The following is a 16,000-nucleotide window of genomic DNA, read 5'->3' as shown; positions in this document are numbered from 1 at the left end:
GCAGATTCATTTCGTTTTGCAGGAAGGGCGCTATGGTACTGGAAGGTGGCGCGTTCGTCACCTGTCAAAAAAGCCCCAACTGACCTGTTACCAGTGTAGCAAAGTCATCCTGCACGAAAGGCAAAATGCCTTCCGCAACGGGCTGCAGCTGGCGGGAAAGGTAGTGATCGTAGTCCAGCGGCGTCAGGCGTGCCTCCAGCGGCTCCGGCCCTGACGTGGCGATAACGTAGCGGATCCGGCCGCCTTTTTGATACTGCAACGGGCGGCCCAGCTGGCGGTTCTGCTCATCGGCAAGGCGCGCGGCGCGCACGTGCGGCGGCACGTTGCGCTGATAATCTTCCAGCGGGCGGCGCAGCTTTTTGCTGTAGGTCAGCTGCTCGTCCAGTTCGCCATCCAGCAGCTGCCGCACGGTTTCGCGGATGTAATCCTGATAGGGCTGCCGTTTGAAAATCCGCAGATAAAGCGCCTGCTGAAAATTTTTCGCCAGCGGCGTCCAGTCGGTGCGCACCGTCTCCAGCCCTTTAAACACCATGCGCTCCTGGTCGCCTTCGCGGATCAAACCGGCGTAGCGTTTTTTGCTGCCCTGTTCCGCGCCGCGAATGGTCGGCATCAGAAAACGACTGAAGTGGGTTTCGTACTCCAGCTCCAGCGCGCTGGTCAGCCCCAGCGTTTCCTGCAGATGCTGCTGCCACCAGGCGTTGATTTTTTCCACCAGCCGACGGCCAATCGCGGCGGCCGACGCCTCGTCGTGCGGCGTTTTCAGCCAGACGAAGGTGGAGTCGGTATCGCCATAAATCACGTCATAGCCTTCCGCCTCTATCAGCTCCCGCGTCTGGCGCATGATTTCATGGCCGCGCAGCGTGATGGAGGAGGCCAGCCGCGGATCGAAAAAGCGACAGGCGCTGGTGCCCAGCACGCCGTACAGCGCGTTCATAATGATTTTCAGCGCCTGCGACAGCGGCTTGTTGCCGTGCTTTTTGGCCGTTTCGCGGCCCTGCCAGATCTGACCGACGATCTCCGGCAGGCAGTGCAGGGTGCGGGAGAAACGCGCGCCGCGAAAGCCGCTGACCGACTCGCTGTCGTCGGGATGCGCCATGCCTTCGGCCAGCCCGACCGGGTCAATCAGAAAGGTACGGATAATCGAGGGATAAAGGCTTTTGTAATCCAGCACCAGCACCGAGTCATAAAGGCCTGGCCGCGAGTCCATCACGTAGCCGCCCGGACTCGCCTCCGGCGCGACTTCGCCCATATTCGGCGCAACGTAGCCGGCGCGATGCATACGCGGCAGATAAAGATGGCTGAACGAGGCGACCGAGCCGCCATGCCGATCCGCAGGCAGGCCGTTGACGGTGGCGCGCTCCAGCAGAAAAGGCATGATCTCGGTACGCTGGAAAATGCGCGTGACCAGCTCGCAGTCTTTCAGGTTGTAGTGCGCCAGCGCCGGTTTGTCTTCCGCAAAGCGCTGGTCGATCTCCTGCATCCTGTCCCACGGATTATTAATGGCTTTGCCTTCGCCCAGCAGCTCGCGCGAGACCGATTCCAGGCTAAAGGAGGGGAAATCCCAGAAGGCGGATTTCAGCGCCTCGATGCCGTCGATAATCAGCCGCCCGGTCGCCTGCGCAAAGTAGATCCCCGGCTTGAAGCCGTGCTCGCGCCACTCCAGCGCTTCGCTGTTGCGGCCCAGCCGCAGCGGGATGCCATAGCGGTCGGCATGTTTTTGCAGCATCCTGAGATCAAACTGCACCACGTTCCAGCCGATCAGCACGTCCGGATCGTGTTCGGCAAACCAGGCGTTGAGTTTTTCCAGCAGCGCAGGACGGCTGGCGACATATTCCAGCCTGAAGTCCAGGCGGCTGGCGTCGCCGTTTTCCGGCCCTAACATATAAACCACGCGCTGGCCGCAGCCTTCCAGCCCGATGCAGTAAAGCTCGCCGTGGCGCGTGGTTTCAATGTCCAGCGACACCCACTTCAGCGGCGGGCGATAGTCCGGGTTAGGTTTAAGCCGCGCCTGCGTCAGGCTGCCGCCGACCTGCTGGCCGCTGAACCACACCGGCGCGGTGATAAAACGCTCCATCAGGAAACGATCGGGCGGGCGGATATCCGCTTCATAAACCATCACGCCGTTTTCGCGCAGCAGCTTCTCCAGCTTTTGCAGCTGCCGATACTGTTTGCAGTAAAGCCCGGCGACCGGACGCTGGCGGAAGTCCTTCAGCGTCAGCGGCGTCAGCCTGATATCTTTTTCGGCACGCAGCAGGGTTTCCGCCTGCGCCAGCTGCTGCTGCGGAATAAAGGCGACCGACTCCTGCGGCGGCAGCACGATCCGCTGCGGGCCGTCGTCCGTGGCCAGCCACAGCACGATCTCCGTGCCGCTGGGCGTATCCCGCCAGTGTCGGGTCAGCAGAAAGCCTGCGCGCGCGTCGTTCACCTGAACCTCCTGAGCGGCTGGGAATGGAATACGGGGCTGTTCACCGCCATGCGGGCCTATAATAGCATGTTTATTTATACAGTTCTTACTTCGCCAGCGCCGCTCACCGGCAAGCGCTTTTCTTCTTTACCTGAAAAGAAGAAATATCCGCATTCCCATACAAAACAGCGCTTGACGGATCCCGGACGGGCCAGGACAATCCGGCTTTCCAATAAACAGAATGTGAAATCTATGGAAGCCTGGCTGGAACACCTTATAACTCAATCAGTTGCCTGGTCTTTACTGGCAGTAGGCCTGGTCGCCTTTTTCGAGTCGCTGGCGCTGGTTGGGCTGCTGCTGCCGGGCACCGTGCTGATGGCCTCGCTGGGCGCACTGGTCGGCAGCGGACAAATCAGTCTCTATCCGGCCTGGGGCGTGGGGATTATCGGCTGCCTGCTGGGCGACTGGATCTCCTACTTTATCGGCTGGCAGTTCAAAGGGCCGCTGCACCGCTGGTCATTTATTAAAAAGCATCAGCCGCTGATGGATAAAACCGAACACGCGCTGCATCAGCACAGCATGTTCACCATTATTATCGGCCGCTTTATCGGCCCGACGCGGCCGCTGATCCCGCTGGTGGCGGGGATGCTGGAGCTGCCGGTAAAGAAGTTTATCCCGCCTAATTTAATCGGCTGCGTGCTGTGGCCGCCTCTGTACCTGCTGCCAGGCATCCTGGCTGGCGTGGCGATTGACGTGCCGAAGGACGCCAGCAGCAGCCTGTTTAAATGGCTGCTGCTGGCGGTAGCGCTGCTGGTGTGGCTGGGCGGCTGGCTGGGCTGGCGCTGGCTGCGCGCCAAAAAACAACATGACTGGGCGACGGCCTATTTGCCGGAGAGCCGCCTGCGCTGGCTCGCGCCGCTGATGATGGCGGCGGGCGTCGCCAGCTTCGTGGCGATCCAGTTCCATCCGATGATGCCCATCTTCCGCCATCTGCTGTGGCAGGTGTTTATCGGCTAGATCATCAAAAGCGGCCCGGCCGGGGCCGCGCCTGCGACTGCTGAAGGGATAAACAGAGATGCCGGTAAACGTAGACCTGAACGATCTTTACGCCTTTCGGGCGCTGGTGGAATACGGCAACTTCCGCCTTGCGGCGGAGTCGATCTGCTTGTCTCAGTCCGCCCTTAGCCGCCGTATAGACAAGCTGGAAAATGCGCTGGGCCTGAAGCTGTTTGAACGCACGACCCGTCGCGTCAGCCTGACGCTGGCCGGACAAAACTTTGCCGAGCGATCGGGGCGGCTGCTGACGGATTTCGAAGATGTGATGGCGGATCTGAGCGAGGTCAGCCAGAACCGTACCGGGCTGGTCACTGTCGCCAGCGTCCCTTCCGCCGCCTATTATTTTATGCCGGATGTTATCCGCCGCTTTCAGAGCCGCTATCCCAGAGTGCGCGTTAAGCTGATCGACAGCAGCGCCAGCAATGTGTACGACTCCGTTGTCAGCGGCCAGGCGGATTTCGGCATCAGCTTTGCAGGCCGTACGCAGGCGGATATTGAATTTTTGCCGCTGCTGGCGGACAGATACGTCGCTGCCTGTCGGCATGAGCATCCGCTTGCGGGGAGTAAAGCGCTTACGTGGAAGGCGTTTTATCAGCAGGCCTGGATTGGCCTTGATAAGACCTCCGGCAACCGCAACCTGCTCGATCAGGCGCTGGCGCACATCGTGCCGGAACGTCCCAGTATTTGCGAAACCCGCCATGTCACCACCATGCTGGGTATGGTTGAAGCGGGCCTTGGCATTGCCGCCGTACCCGCTATGTCGATGCCGTATTCAGGCCATTCCGTGCTCACCAGCGTGCCGCTGACAGAACCGGTAGTGCAGCGGACGGTTGGCTTACTTAAGCGCAGCGGAAGGGTGCTGTCGCACGTCGCCGCCGAGCTTGAAAAGCTAATTACTGAACGGTAGCCGCCTGGGGCGTTGCCACGGTTTTCAGGCCGGTGGCGCGAATGCTCTCCTGCACCGCCGCCGACGAAAGATAGCGCAGCAGCTTTTGCGCCTCCTGCGCATTGGCCGAGGTTTTCGTTACGGCCCCGGCGAAGCGGGTGGTGTACTGCACGCTGGCCGGCAGCTCGCCGATAAAGGTGACGCCGGCAACGGGAAGCAGCTCGCTAACCTGCTGAAAGCCCAGCGCGTATTGCCCTTCAGCGACAACACGCGCTACCGGGATCCGCTCTATCATCTGCGCCTTGCTCTTCATTTGCTCCGCAATGCCCAGCTTTGCAAACAACTGCCCGCTGACATATCTGCCGCTTGCGCTGTCGGAATAGGCAACGGACTGCGCCTGTAACAGCGCCGCCCGCAGCGCCTGCTCCGTTTTAATGTTGACGGGCGTGGTGCCTTTTTTAACGACCGCGCCCACGGGCGAATCGGCCAGCTCCACGCGGGAGTTTTTAGCCAGCCAGCCCGCCTTATCCAGCTTTTCCAGCGCGTCGCCAACCATAATGACCACGTCCGCCTGTTCACCGCGAGCCAGCCTGGCGGGAATGGCCTGCGGCGACTGGCCCATCGACGGGCCGGATACCGTGGTGATTTTATAGCCCTCCTGCGCGGCAAAACGCGGCGCGAGCTTTTCCCAGGCGGCGCTGAAGCCGCCGGATATCATGACCGTCAACGCTTTGGCCTGCACGCCCGAGCTGAGGAGAAAAAGAAGCGGCAATACACAAAGAAATCTTCCTGTCTGATTCATGATTTTTCCTTAGCTGAGCGGTCTGGCGACCGGCTGAACAGACGTCGCGCTGCGACGATAGAGATAAAGCGTGGCCAGCAGGGCGCATACGGCGGCAAAGCTCATCCAGTATCCCGGCGAGGCTTTATCGCCCGTCAGCTCAATCAGGCCGGTGGAGACGACGGGCGTAAATCCGCCAAAGATCGCTGTCGCCAGGCTATAGGCGAGCGAGAATCCGGCCACTCTGACTTCCGGCGGCATAATTTCTGTCAGTGCCGGGATCATCGCGCCATTATAAAGGCCATAAATAAAAGACAGCCACAGCAGCACGCCCAGCATCATATAAAAGCCCGGCGCGCCAGCGAGCAGGCGAAGGGCAGGCCAGGCGGTGGCGAGCGCCAGCAGCGTCATGGTAATCAGCACCGGTTTGCGGCCGAAGCGATCGGACAGCGCGCCGCCTATAGGAAGCCAGCAAAAATTCGAGATAGCGACCAGCAGCGTAACCAGCAGGCTGTCGGAGGCGCTGAGCATCAGCACTTTCTTGCCGAAGGTCGGGGCGTAAACGGTAATCAGATAAAAAGCCGTGGTGGTCATTGCGACCATCAGCATTCCGGCGATAACCACCTGCCAGTTAGCCAGCAGCGTGGCAAAAACCTGCCTCATCGCCAGATGAGTACGACGGGCGTTAAACTCCTGCGTCTCTTCCAGCTTGCGGCGCAGAACAAAGATGAAAGGCACAATCAGGCAGCCAAACAGAAACGGCAGACGCCAGCCCCATTCGCGGATGGCGGTTTCCTCAAGGAGGGCGTTAAGGGCAAAGCCCATCGCTGCCGCCACCATGATGGCGACCTGCTGACTGGCTGACTGCCAGCTGGTATAGAAGCCCTTGCGTCCCGGCGTGGCGATTTCAGCCAGATAAACCGATACGCCGCCCAGCTCTGCGCCGGCAGAGAAACCCTGAAGTAAACGCCCCGTCAGCACCAGCAGCGGCGCCCAAAGGCCGATGGCCTGATAAGACGGGATAAGCACAATCAGGAAAGTCCCCGCCGCCATGATGGAAAGCGTCACAATCAACCCTTTGCGTCGGCCAACCTTATCGATATAGGCACCCAGCACGATTGCGCCGACAGGCCGCATCAGAAAGCCCGCGCCGAAGACGGCGAAAGTCATCATCAGCGAAGCGAACTCGCTGCTTGCCGGAAAAAAAGTGTGCGCGATATAGGTGGCGTAAAAACCGAACAGAAAGAAATCAAACTGCTCCAGAAAATTGCCTGAGGTAACGCGAAATATGGCGCCGATGCGGGCGCGCAGGGACAGGGGTAAGCCAGAAGTAAGGTGCATAGCGATCTCCAGTTTGTCAGTGGCGCTTTTTGCCGCGCCTGCTTTGAAGACTGGCTGAGTAAATCGCAGTAAATAAGTGCAAAAAGTGCATTGATTGATGTGTCGATGGCATGAATAAGGCCGATACGTATAAAACCGATTGGATTTGTTACGGTTTTATTTTTGATCGGCTGCCGTAGGGGTAAAAGCGGGTTCTCTTTTTTGTGATGGTATTCATAAAGCTACCTGAGCAGAAGAAGAGAGAAGAGAGAGAAGAAAGAGAAGAGGAAGAAGAGGCAGGGAAAAAGGGAGAGGAAGAAGAGGAGTAAGAAGCGGAGGCATCGGTGGGGTTATTCGTTAATTAATTGAATCGTATGGATTTTTTTATATGTGGCGCTTCATTTTTATTACCGTCCTGGTCAGGCGCGGCTTCAAAAAAAGCGCGATCGAAAAAATATACGTTAATTTCTAGACGACCGGTCTAATCAGGTGTAAGGTTAGTTCATGAACACAGCGACGCATAAACACAAAGACGATGTCCGCGAGCATATCCTCGCCACCGGACAGCGCATCATGGCGGGCAGAGGCTATTCGGCCGTCGGGCTGAACGAAATCCTGACCGAAGCGGGCGTGCCTAAAGGCTCCTTCTATCACTATTTCGGCTCCAAGGATGCCTTTGCTGTCGCCATGCTGGAAAGCTATTTTGCCGACTACCTGGCCGGGCTTGACCACACGATGAGCCAGCCCGGTGCCAATATGGCGCAGCGGCTGATGCACTACTGGCAGCAGTGGCAGGATACACAGTCATTCCAGGACTGTCAGGGCAAATGCCTGGCGGTAAAGCTGGGGGCGGAAGTGGCCGACCTGTCGGAAAATATGCGACTTGCGCTGGAAAAAGGCACTTCGCAAATTGTGGAGCGGCTGGCTGAAGCCATTGAGGCTGGCGCAAAGGAAGGGTCACTGCGGATTATCGACGAGCCAGGCCGGGTCGCAGAAAGTCTTTACCAGCTCTGGCTGGGCGCGAGCGTGATGGTGAAAATCGTTCGCCACAAAGGGCCGTTTGCCTCAGCCATGCTGTTAACCCGGCATACGCTGGGCCTGGCAGGCTGAAGCGCCGTTTGCCTCAGTAATGCTGCTGACCTGGCAAACGCTGGGCCTGGCTGGCTGAAGCGCCGCTAAGCCAGGCGGATAGTTTTATTACAGGTTTACGATCGACAGGGCCAGCAGGCTGGCCTGTTTTTTTACCCCAAGATTAGACGACTGGTCTACTATATATTAATGCCACCATGCGGAGAGACACGATGAAAGTTTTAATGGTTCTGACCTCACACGATCGACTGGGCGACACCGGCCGTAAAACCGGTTTCTGGCTGGAAGAGCTGGCCGCGCCTTATTATGCCTTTAAAGATGCGGGCGCCGAAGTAACTCTGGCTTCGCCGGCCGGCGGCAATCCGCCGCTGGATCCGAAAAGCAACGAGCCGGATTTTCAGACGGAGATGACGCATCGCTTTGAGGCTGACGCCGACGCTGTTGCGCAGCTTGCCGCTACCGTGCGTCTGGACACGATTTCCCAGGCCGATTACGACACGGTATTTTATCCGGGCGGCCACGGCCCGCTGTGGGATCTGGCTGAGGACAAGCATTCCATCGCCCTGATTGAATCTTTCCTCGCCGCAGAAAAACCGGTAGCGCTGGTTTGTCACGCGCCTGGCGTGCTGCGCCATGTGAAAACGCCGGCGGGCCGTCCGCTGGTGGAAGGGAAAAAGGTCACGGGCTTCGCCAACAGCGAAGAAGAAGGCGTCGGCCTGACCAACGTGGTGCCTTTCCTGGTAGAGGATGAGCTGGTGGCGCAGGGCGGCATCTACTCTAAGGGCGCCGACTGGGGCTCTTACGTGGTTCAGGATGGATTGTTAATTACCGGCCAGAACCCTGGCTCCTCAGCGGCAACAGCCGCGCTGCTTCTCAAACAGTTCGCATAATCATCGCTTTCCTGCGGCGCAATGCCGCAGGATCCCATCGGGCCGCGGCTATTTCAGCAGCGGCATCAGCGCGGCTACCAATTTTTCAGGCGAAACTGGCGGCCCTTCCGGCTGCCAGGCGTTCTGCAATTCCGCTATCTCTATACCGATTAAAGACGAACAGGCGAGCACTTCGCAGCAGGCCGTCAGTTCCGCCAGCGTTAATCCTCCCTCTGGCTGATAATCTGTCGGCACCGTGCCCGGGGCCAGCACGTCGCAATCCAGATGCACATAAACCGCACGGCCAGCAACGGCCTTACGCAGGCGATCCGGCAAATCTTCACCGGGCGGAAGGGAGGAAATATTGTGCTGCTCGATCAGGTTCACTTCAAAAGGATCGAGATCGCGCTGGCCGACCAGCACGACCTGTTCCATCCTGATACCGCTGCCCAGGCCGGTGTCCCAAAGGCCCAGCGGCCCGGCCAGAGCCAGTCCGCCCAGAAATCCACTGGTGGAAGAAGCCGGCGTATTGAGATCGGCGTGCGCGTCGAACCACACCAGACAAGCATCGGGATAATGTTGCGCCAGCGCGGGCAGCGTCGCCAGCGACACGGCACAGCGGCTGGTGGCCGCTACGGAAACGGCCCCGGAGGCAAACACGGCGGCAAAATGTTGTTGTACCGCGTGCAAATCGGGCATGGCCGCGTCCAGCTCTTCGCGCCAGCCTGCGTTCAGCGCCGGTTTGGGCGTACCGATAACAGTCGGCCGCTGGCCGAGGCAGGATGCCAGCGCGTTACCAAAGGATTTGGCCGCTGGGATCGCAAGATCGTTATGGTCTCCGGCACGCCCCTGAAAAATAGTACAGACAGTGTGGTTTTCGACCATCAGGCTGCTCCGGTTAATTGCCAGGGAGGATTAAACATAAAACAGCGGGGAATGACGCACAAGATGGCATGATGTTTTACACAAAACCCGGCCGTTTGCCATAAACGCAAGCGGCCAGGCGAATACTTTGCAGACTGAAGATACGAGGCGGTTTTCAGACGAAGAAACGGCGGGCCTAAACAGCCAGCCCGTTGACCCTTAACATAAACAGGTCGCCTTCCCGGATTTCCCTTTTTCTTTCCAGCAGCAAATCGAGATCGTCTCTGACGGTAAGATAAAGTCCGCTTAACGACCTGTATTTCCCGCTGCACAGTTTTTCAATATTGATCAGGCTTTGCGTTTCATCAACGGTATTCCCGGCATCTTTTTCATCATATACCCACTGCAAGGCTTTTCCACGAGCGCTGTTGCTGTCGGTGATGGTATCAATCAGATTCGTTACCATGCCGGTGGAATGAACCAGGCCGGGGTGATAGGCGTAAAGAGAGATATTTTCACGCTTCATTTCAACCGCAAGATTTTCGGTTAATTTAATCACGGCCGCTTTGGTTACGGAATAAGAGGTACAATAAGGCCAGCGGTAAACCCCGGCATTACTGACGATATTAATAATAATCCCACGCTTTTTCACACGCATTGGCTTTAGCGCCTCATGCGTGCAATAAGAAAGGCCAAGCAGGTTAATATTGATGGCCTCAAACCAGTCGTCCAGTTCGATATCGGCAAATTTATCTACCGGCCCCCAGACGCCGGCGTTATTGATCACAACATCAATATGACCAAACTTGTCGGCTATGCTGGCAAAGCAGGCGGCAACCGCGACCCGATCGGTAACGTCGCACTGGAGGCAGTGAACGGCACCGCCAAACTCCTCTTCAAGTTCGGCCAGTCTTTGCGCATCTCTGCCGGTAATAATAACCCGATGATCTTTCGCCAGCGCTCTGGCATAGGACAGGCCAAGCCCTTTAGACCCACCGGTGATTAATATCGTCTTTTTTTGCGCATCAATCATTGCCTGTTTTCCTTTAATAAAATAGATTTCTGGTCATGCTTGCTATATCGCATTAGTAACATATCTTTATGTAACTTACATGACATTCATCATTCATTTTATTTATGGCAGGATAATAGTTTGTTTCTGAGTTGAATTAACAGATGAATAAGGTGATTATTCCTGTACGTTAATATATGGCAATAAAAAGGAAATTATTTAATAAGTAAATAAAGCCGTCTGGCCCTGTTGATATCAATATATCTGTGCCGTTGCAGGAAAGATGACTTAGTTAGCAGTGCCAGTTTAATGTGGACTGTAGTTATGCCAGCGAATGCTTATGACGTGGCTCGGCTTAAGGCAGAGAGGCCCGGTATGTAAACCAGGCGCCGCCGCCGTTACCGCAGGCTAATGCCTAATATGGCCGCCTCTTTGACCTCACCGTTAAGCAAGGCGGAAGTGCTGCCGTCCCAGAAAATCCGGCCATCGACCACCAGGGCGCTGCGCGGCGTGATGCGCGCCGCATCCTCAATACTGTGCGACACCATCAGCAGCGTCATCTTTCTTTCCCGACAAACTTCATCCGTCAACGCCAGCATCTCTTTACGCAGCGCCGGATCCAGCGCCGAGAACGGTTCGTCCAGCAGCAGGATCGGCTGCTGGCGCACCAGGCAACGGGCCAGCGCGGCGCGCTGACGCTGCCCGCCGGAAAGCTCGCCCGGCAGACGGGTCAGATAGTCTTCCAGACCGACCCTCTCCGCAATCGTCTGCAAGCTTCGCTGCTGTTCCGCCGTCAGCCGCAGCCCCGGATGCAGCCCCAACCCGATATTTTGCGCCACGGTAAGATGGGGAAACAGGTTATTTTCCTGAAACAGCATGGAAACCGGCCGCCTGGCCGGCGGCGTAGCGCGATGATCTTCGCCGTTCAGCCGCAGTTCGCCACTGTCGGCGGTAAGAAAACCCGCTACCAGGCTCAGCAGGGTGCTTTTACCTGCGCCGCTGGGGCCAAGTATCGCCAGGCGCTCCCCGGCCTGCATCGACAGGGAAAAGCGCATCGGCAGATGCTGGTAGATCCAGGTAAGGTTAGTCAACGTCAGCATGGCGTCCCGGCAGTTTTTCAATCAGGGTAAACAAAAGAAAGCAGAGCAGCAGCAGCAGCAGCGCGGTCACCGCGCCATCCTCGCTGCGATAGGCGCCCATCTGCTGGTAAAGCCAGAACGGCAGGGTGCGGAAATCTTCGTTGCCGAACAGCGCCACCACGCCGAAATCGCCGACCGACAGCACGCTGGCAAACGCCAGCGCCTGCGCCAGCGGCCGTTTTAACGCGCGCAGCTCGATCAGCCGCAGACGGTTCAGCCCGCGAATATCCAGCGCCAGACAAAGGCGGCTGTAGCGCTCGGCGATATCGCGCAAAGGATTTTCCAGCACTTTCATCGCGTAGGGCACGGCCATCAGCGCATTGGTAAAGATAACAATGCCGTCCGCAGACTGCGGCAGACCGAGGGTATCGTTCAGCAACAGGAAAAAACCGGTCGCCAGCACGATCTCCGGCATCGCCAGGATCAGCATTCCGCTCAGCTCCATCAGCTGGCCCGCGAAAGGCTGCTGGCGCAGGCGCAGCTCGCGGCTGCTCCACAGCAGCATCGTGGTCAGCAGCACGCAGAGCACGCCGGCGCCCAGGGCGATGCGTAGCGAGGTAAAGGTCGCCTGCCAGAGCGCGGGCTGTTGCAGGACGCTAAACAGGTTGCTGTTCAGGCCGCTGGCAATCACGGCCAACAGCGGCGGCGCGATCAGCAGCAGCAGCAGCAACAGCAGTACGCCGTCCAGCAGCTTCGCGCCCGGCGCTTCCTGCTTATCCCGCCAGCCTTGCAGATGAGTGGTGCCTGACGGCAGCGCTTTACTCAGCCGCTGGCTCAGCAACACCAGGCTCAGGCAGCAGATCATTTGCAGCAGCGCCAGTAAGGCGGCGCGGCCGGGATCGTAATCAAAATTCAGCGCCTGAAAAATCGCCAGCTCGATAGTGGTGGCCTTAGGGCCGCCGCCCAGCGCCAGCACGGTGGCGAAGCTGGCGAAGCAGAGCATAAAGATCAGCGAGCCGACCGGCAGCAGCTGGCGCCGCAGCCAGGGCCACTCAACCAGGCGAAACTGATGCCAGCCCGTGACGCCCAGCTGCGCGGCCAGCTGGCGCTGTTCGGTGGGGATTTGCTCCAGCGTTTGCAGTAGCAGCCTGGCGGCCAGCGGCAGGTTAAAAAAGACGTGCGCCAACAAAATGCCCTGCAAACCATAAGGCGTAAAGTGATAGTCCACGCCCAGCCAGGCGCACAGCGACGCCAGCCATCCCGTACGCCCGTAAACGCTGAGGATACCGAATACCGCCACCAGCACCGGCAGCACCAGCGTCATCGCGCAAAGGCGCAGCACGAGTTGCCTGCCCGGAAAGCGGCGGCGATACAACGCCCGCGCCAGCGGCACGGCGGGCGTCAGCGCCAGCAAAGCGGAGAGAAACGCCTGCCAGAAGGAAAAGCGGAGGACGTGCCACAGATAGCTGTCTTCCCAAAGCGCGCGGGCGCTGACCGGCGCGTTGCGCCCCAGCGCGATAAAGGCGAGCAGCGCCACGGCGACCAGCAGCGTGGCGGCCAGGCAGCCAGGAACGAGGCTGCCTGAAGGCTGATAGCTGGCTAGCGGCTGACGGCGCGTTGCCATTCGCTGATCCATTGGCTGCGATGGCTGGCAACGTTCTGCGACGAATATTGCAGCGTGGTTTTCGGCAGGGTCAGCGTGTCAAAGCCTGCCGGCAGCTTGCCCGCCACGGCGGGATACATCCAGTTGCCCTGCGGAATGGTCTGCTGGAAAGGCTGAGCCAGTATAAACTGCATAAACTTCTGCGCCAGCTGCGGCTGTTTACTGGTTTTAAGCTGCCCGGCGACTTCCACCTGGAGGTAATGACCTTCACTAAAGTCGGCAGCGGCATACTGCGTTTTTTTCTCGGCAATCAAATGATAAGCGGGTGAGGTGGTGTAGCTCAGCACCATGTCGGCTTCGCCCTTCAGAAACAGGCCGTAAGCCTCGCTCCAGCCTTTGGTCACGGTCACGGTTTTCTGCGCCAGCTTCTGCCAGGCGGCGGGCGCGTTATCGCCATAGACTTTCTGCATCCACAGCAGCAGGCCCAGTCCCGGCGTGCTGGTGCGCGGATCTTCGTAGATAATTTTCAGCGGCTGACTGCCCTCGACCAGCTCTTTCAGGCTTTTGGGCGGGTTTTGCAGTTTAGTTTTGTCATAGACAAAGGCGAACCAGCCGTAGTCGTAGGGAACGAAAGTGCTGTTTGACCAGCCGCCCGGCACGGTGACGCTGCGCGTATCGACGCCGCTGGCGGCAAACAGGCCGGTTTTTTCCGCCGCGTCCAGCAGGTTGTTATCCAGCCCCAGCACCACGTCGGCGCGGCTGTTTTTCCCTTCCATACGCAGGCGGTTCAGCAGCGCGACGCCGTCGGGCAGGGCGACATAGCGCAGCTCGCAGCCGCAGTCGGCCTCAAAAGCCTTTTTAATGGCCGGACCGGGTCCCCATTCGGAAGAGAAAGAGTCATAGGTATAGACCGTCAGCGCGGGTTTGGCGGCAACGGCGGAAAGCGAGCAGAGCAGCAGCAGAGGCAGGATTTTTTTTAGCACCTGGAGTTCCTTGAGGGTCAGGCGACGCGCGATCTGAGCAGGTGAAGCACTCTCAAATCCCTACGCCGGTATTAGCCGGGTCAGGTTCGACGGGTTTATCTCAGCGTCGGCTAATGCCGCGCACCCCGTTGAGAACGGCTTATTCTAATGATTTCTACAGAGTAGCGAAAGCATCATGATTCGGGTGGTGCAAACCATGCGGACTTGAAGTCAAACCAGCCCAGCGTATTCATGCGCACCCCGCGCATACTGCGTTCGCCTTCCAGCAGCAGCCAGTGATGGAAAAGCGGATGAAAGTAGCAGTCGGCTGTCAGCTGCCTGCTCCAGTCGGCCAGCGGCAGCTGCTGTTCGCGCCAGCGCTGCGCGTCCTGCCGCCAGTCAATCGGCACGCAGTGTTGCAGCAGCGGGATCTCATACAGCAGGGCAAACAGCGAAAACTCCAGCGGCAGGGTAAAGTTAGCGCTGCCCAGCCAGATGTCGCTTTCCGCCTCGCCCTGATGCCAGCTGGCGTAATCGACCTGCTTCGTAACCAGCGTCACCCCTTGCGCAGCCAGCAGCGGATGGAGCAAATTAGCAATAGCCTGATGCTCAAGATGATCGCCATACCAGGTCAGCGTAAGCGAGGTCAGGCCCGTCGGCTTTTCCGGCGCGTCCAGATCGCGTCGATGATGCCAGCGCGGCAGCAGCCCATAGGCCGGAAACCAGTAGCGCTGATAGCCTGCTCCGGCGCGGTTCAGCAGCGCTATCGGGTTGGCGATGGCGCTGACCCAGCGACGGATCTGCTCGTCCCGTCCCAGCGGCGAACGCTGGTCGAACAGCAGAAAATAGCAGCCTTCTTCAAGGCGGCTCTCTTCCGATTTTTCATCCAGGCTGCCGCCTTCCAGCCTGACGCCGGAATAGACCAGCTCCTCGCTGATTTCCGGTAATACCCAGATGTTGACCTCATCAAGCAGCGCGCGGTAGCCGAAATAGGCGTCGAAGGCTTCGATCTTAAGCTGGCTCTGCTGATTACGCACCACGGCATAGGGCCCGGTGCCGACGGGCTGACGGCTGAAATCGGGCAGAAAAGGCCACTCTTTCGGCACGATCAGCGCGCCGACGCCCGCCAGCAGCCACGGCAGCCAGCGGTCGGGCTGGTGCAGATGAATATCCAGCGTCCAGGACGTGGAAGAGTGAATACGGACAATATTGGCGAAAAGCGGCTGCGTCCGCGCGCGTTCCAGCGTGGCGATCACATCCGCCATCTCCAGCTCGCGTCCGTGATGGAAATGCACCGCAGGGCGTAAATAGAAGCGCCAGTGCAGCGAAGAAACCGACTGCCAGTGGTGGGCGATATCCGGCTCGATTTCCCCGTTTTCCTCATTTATGCGCGTCAGGCCGCTGAAGATCTGCCGGGCCAGATGCGTTTCCGAACGACGCAACGCGGTGGCGGGATTCAGGTTCAGCAGCGAGCGATAATAGAGCACCCGCAGGATATGTTTTCCCTGGCGAAAGCTGCGGCCGAGATGAGAGAGCAGCATCTGCCGCACGGTATTTTTATCGCCGACCAGCTGCACCAGCTGATCGATGCGATCCTGCTCCAGCAGGTCTTCCGCGCGCTGCTGCTGAAGCGCCAGGCCCGTATAGTGAAACGTCAGCTTCGAGCGCTTGCCGCGCCCGGCTTCTGCCTGCCAGGTTAGCCAGCCCGCCTGCTGCATGGCGCCAAGCAGGTTACGCATATGGCGACGCGAACAGCTAAGCTGGAGCGCCAGCTGGTCGAGCGTGGTTTCCTGCGGCTGGCCCTCGCAGCTCTGCCAGAGCCGGATAAACTGCTGCTGTAAACGCGTTGATTGCATAAAAGGGGAACTCTTGCTGAAAAGTCGCCTGTTTTTCTTGCCCTATATTAAGGCAATACTGGTTAGCGATGAAAGTGCGGGAGGCATTCTTTTGAATGGCGCGCTTTCAAGACTTTATATCTGAGTAAGGTGTGCTTTCACCAGCCAGCAGGCGTCTTGCCCGCTGGCTTTTTTCATTTCCCGTTTTCTTCTATGCTTGCTGTTTGCGCCCGCGTGCGG

At 58.6% G+C, this 16,000-nt stretch carries 13 protein-coding genes and 1 riboswitch; of the genes, 4 read left to right on the top strand and 9 right to left on the bottom strand.

Annotated elements, in window-relative coordinates:
* Positions 1-64: 64 nt before the first annotated feature.
* Positions 65-2,425 carry a DNA polymerase II gene (gene polB / locus QZH36_RS17170; protein ID WP_301251476.1) on the bottom strand — a complete coding sequence of 787 codons (2,361 nt, stop codon included), beginning with the start codon at positions 2,423-2,425 and terminating at the stop codon, positions 65-67.
* A 231-nt stretch (positions 2,426-2,656) separates the two neighbouring features.
* On the opposite strand from polB, the gene QZH36_RS17165 reads away from it, so the two are divergent.
* The gene (locus tag QZH36_RS17165; RefSeq protein ID WP_253455306.1) at positions 2,657-3,421 is read left to right on the top strand and encodes a DedA family protein; all 765 of its coding nucleotides are present in this window, start codon (positions 2,657-2,659) and stop codon (positions 3,419-3,421) included.
* A gap of 58 nt (positions 3,422-3,479) precedes the next feature.
* Entirely contained in the window at positions 3,480-4,367 is an 888-nt protein-coding gene (psrA, locus tag QZH36_RS17160) for an L-proline-binding transcription factor PsrA (RefSeq protein ID WP_301730723.1), read from the top strand.
* Here psrA and QZH36_RS17155 read toward each other — a convergent pair.
* On the bottom strand, positions 4,354-5,148 hold the full coding sequence (locus QZH36_RS17155; protein WP_301730722.1) for a substrate-binding domain-containing protein: 795 nt from the start codon (positions 5,146-5,148) through the stop codon (positions 4,354-4,356). The genes psrA and QZH36_RS17155 overlap by 14 nt on opposite strands.
* A gap of 9 nt (positions 5,149-5,157) precedes the next feature.
* Positions 5,158-6,468, bottom strand: coding sequence for an MFS transporter (locus tag QZH36_RS17150; RefSeq protein ID WP_301730721.1), 1,311 nt, complete (start codon positions 6,466-6,468; stop codon positions 5,158-5,160).
* 483 nt (positions 6,469-6,951) lie between these two features.
* Here QZH36_RS17150 and QZH36_RS17145 point away from each other — a divergent pair, with 483 nt between their 5' ends.
* The gene (locus tag QZH36_RS17145; RefSeq protein ID WP_301730720.1) at positions 6,952-7,557 is read left to right on the top strand and encodes a TetR/AcrR family transcriptional regulator; all 606 of its coding nucleotides are present in this window, start codon (positions 6,952-6,954) and stop codon (positions 7,555-7,557) included.
* A gap of 191 nt (positions 7,558-7,748) precedes the next feature.
* Positions 7,749-8,426 carry a type 1 glutamine amidotransferase domain-containing protein gene (locus QZH36_RS17140; protein ID WP_253455301.1) on the top strand — a complete coding sequence of 226 codons (678 nt, stop codon included), beginning with the start codon at positions 7,749-7,751 and terminating at the stop codon, positions 8,424-8,426.
* A 48-nt stretch (positions 8,427-8,474) separates the two neighbouring features.
* Here the strand turns inward: QZH36_RS17140 and QZH36_RS17135 are convergent, their stop codons facing one another.
* The 6 genes from QZH36_RS17135 to sgrR form a co-directional block, all read right to left on the bottom strand.
* The gene (locus QZH36_RS17135) at positions 8,475-9,290 is read right to left on the bottom strand and encodes an arginase family protein (protein WP_301730719.1); all 816 of its coding nucleotides are present in this window, start codon (positions 9,288-9,290) and stop codon (positions 8,475-8,477) included.
* Between the two features lie 175 nt (positions 9,291-9,465).
* A complete protein-coding gene (locus tag QZH36_RS17130) occupies positions 9,466-10,302 on the bottom strand; it encodes an SDR family oxidoreductase (protein ID WP_253455299.1) in 837 nt (278 codons plus the stop codon).
* Positions 10,303-10,679: 377 nt separating this feature from the next.
* A complete protein-coding gene (thiQ, locus tag QZH36_RS17125; RefSeq protein WP_301251466.1) occupies positions 10,680-11,381 on the bottom strand; it encodes a thiamine ABC transporter ATP-binding protein ThiQ in 702 nt (233 codons plus the stop codon).
* Complete coding sequence (gene thiP, locus QZH36_RS17120; RefSeq protein WP_301730718.1) at positions 11,365-12,984, bottom strand: thiamine/thiamine pyrophosphate ABC transporter permease ThiP; 1,620 nt, start codon at positions 12,982-12,984, stop codon at positions 11,365-11,367. Before thiP ends, thiQ begins: the two co-directional genes overlap by 17 nt.
* The gene (gene thiB / locus QZH36_RS17115) at positions 12,960-13,946 is read right to left on the bottom strand and encodes a thiamine ABC transporter substrate binding subunit (protein WP_301251463.1); all 987 of its coding nucleotides are present in this window, start codon (positions 13,944-13,946) and stop codon (positions 12,960-12,962) included. The genes thiP and thiB overlap by 25 nt, the downstream gene beginning before the upstream one ends.
* A gap of 39 nt (positions 13,947-13,985) precedes the next feature.
* Positions 13,986-14,084, bottom strand: a riboswitch (TPP riboswitch).
* A gap of 35 nt (positions 14,085-14,119) precedes the next feature.
* On the bottom strand, positions 14,120-15,781 hold the full coding sequence (sgrR, locus tag QZH36_RS17110; RefSeq protein WP_301730717.1) for an HTH-type transcriptional regulator SgrR: 1,662 nt from the start codon (positions 15,779-15,781) through the stop codon (positions 14,120-14,122).
* Positions 15,782-16,000: the final 219 nt, after the last annotated feature.

Source organism: Erwinia wuhanensis (assembly GCF_030484085.1).
GTDB lineage: Bacteria > Pseudomonadota > Gammaproteobacteria > Enterobacterales > Enterobacteriaceae > Erwinia > Erwinia aeris.
The sequence above is the reverse complement of the archived record's forward strand: the minus strand, read 5'-3'. Positions and strand labels throughout refer to the sequence as shown.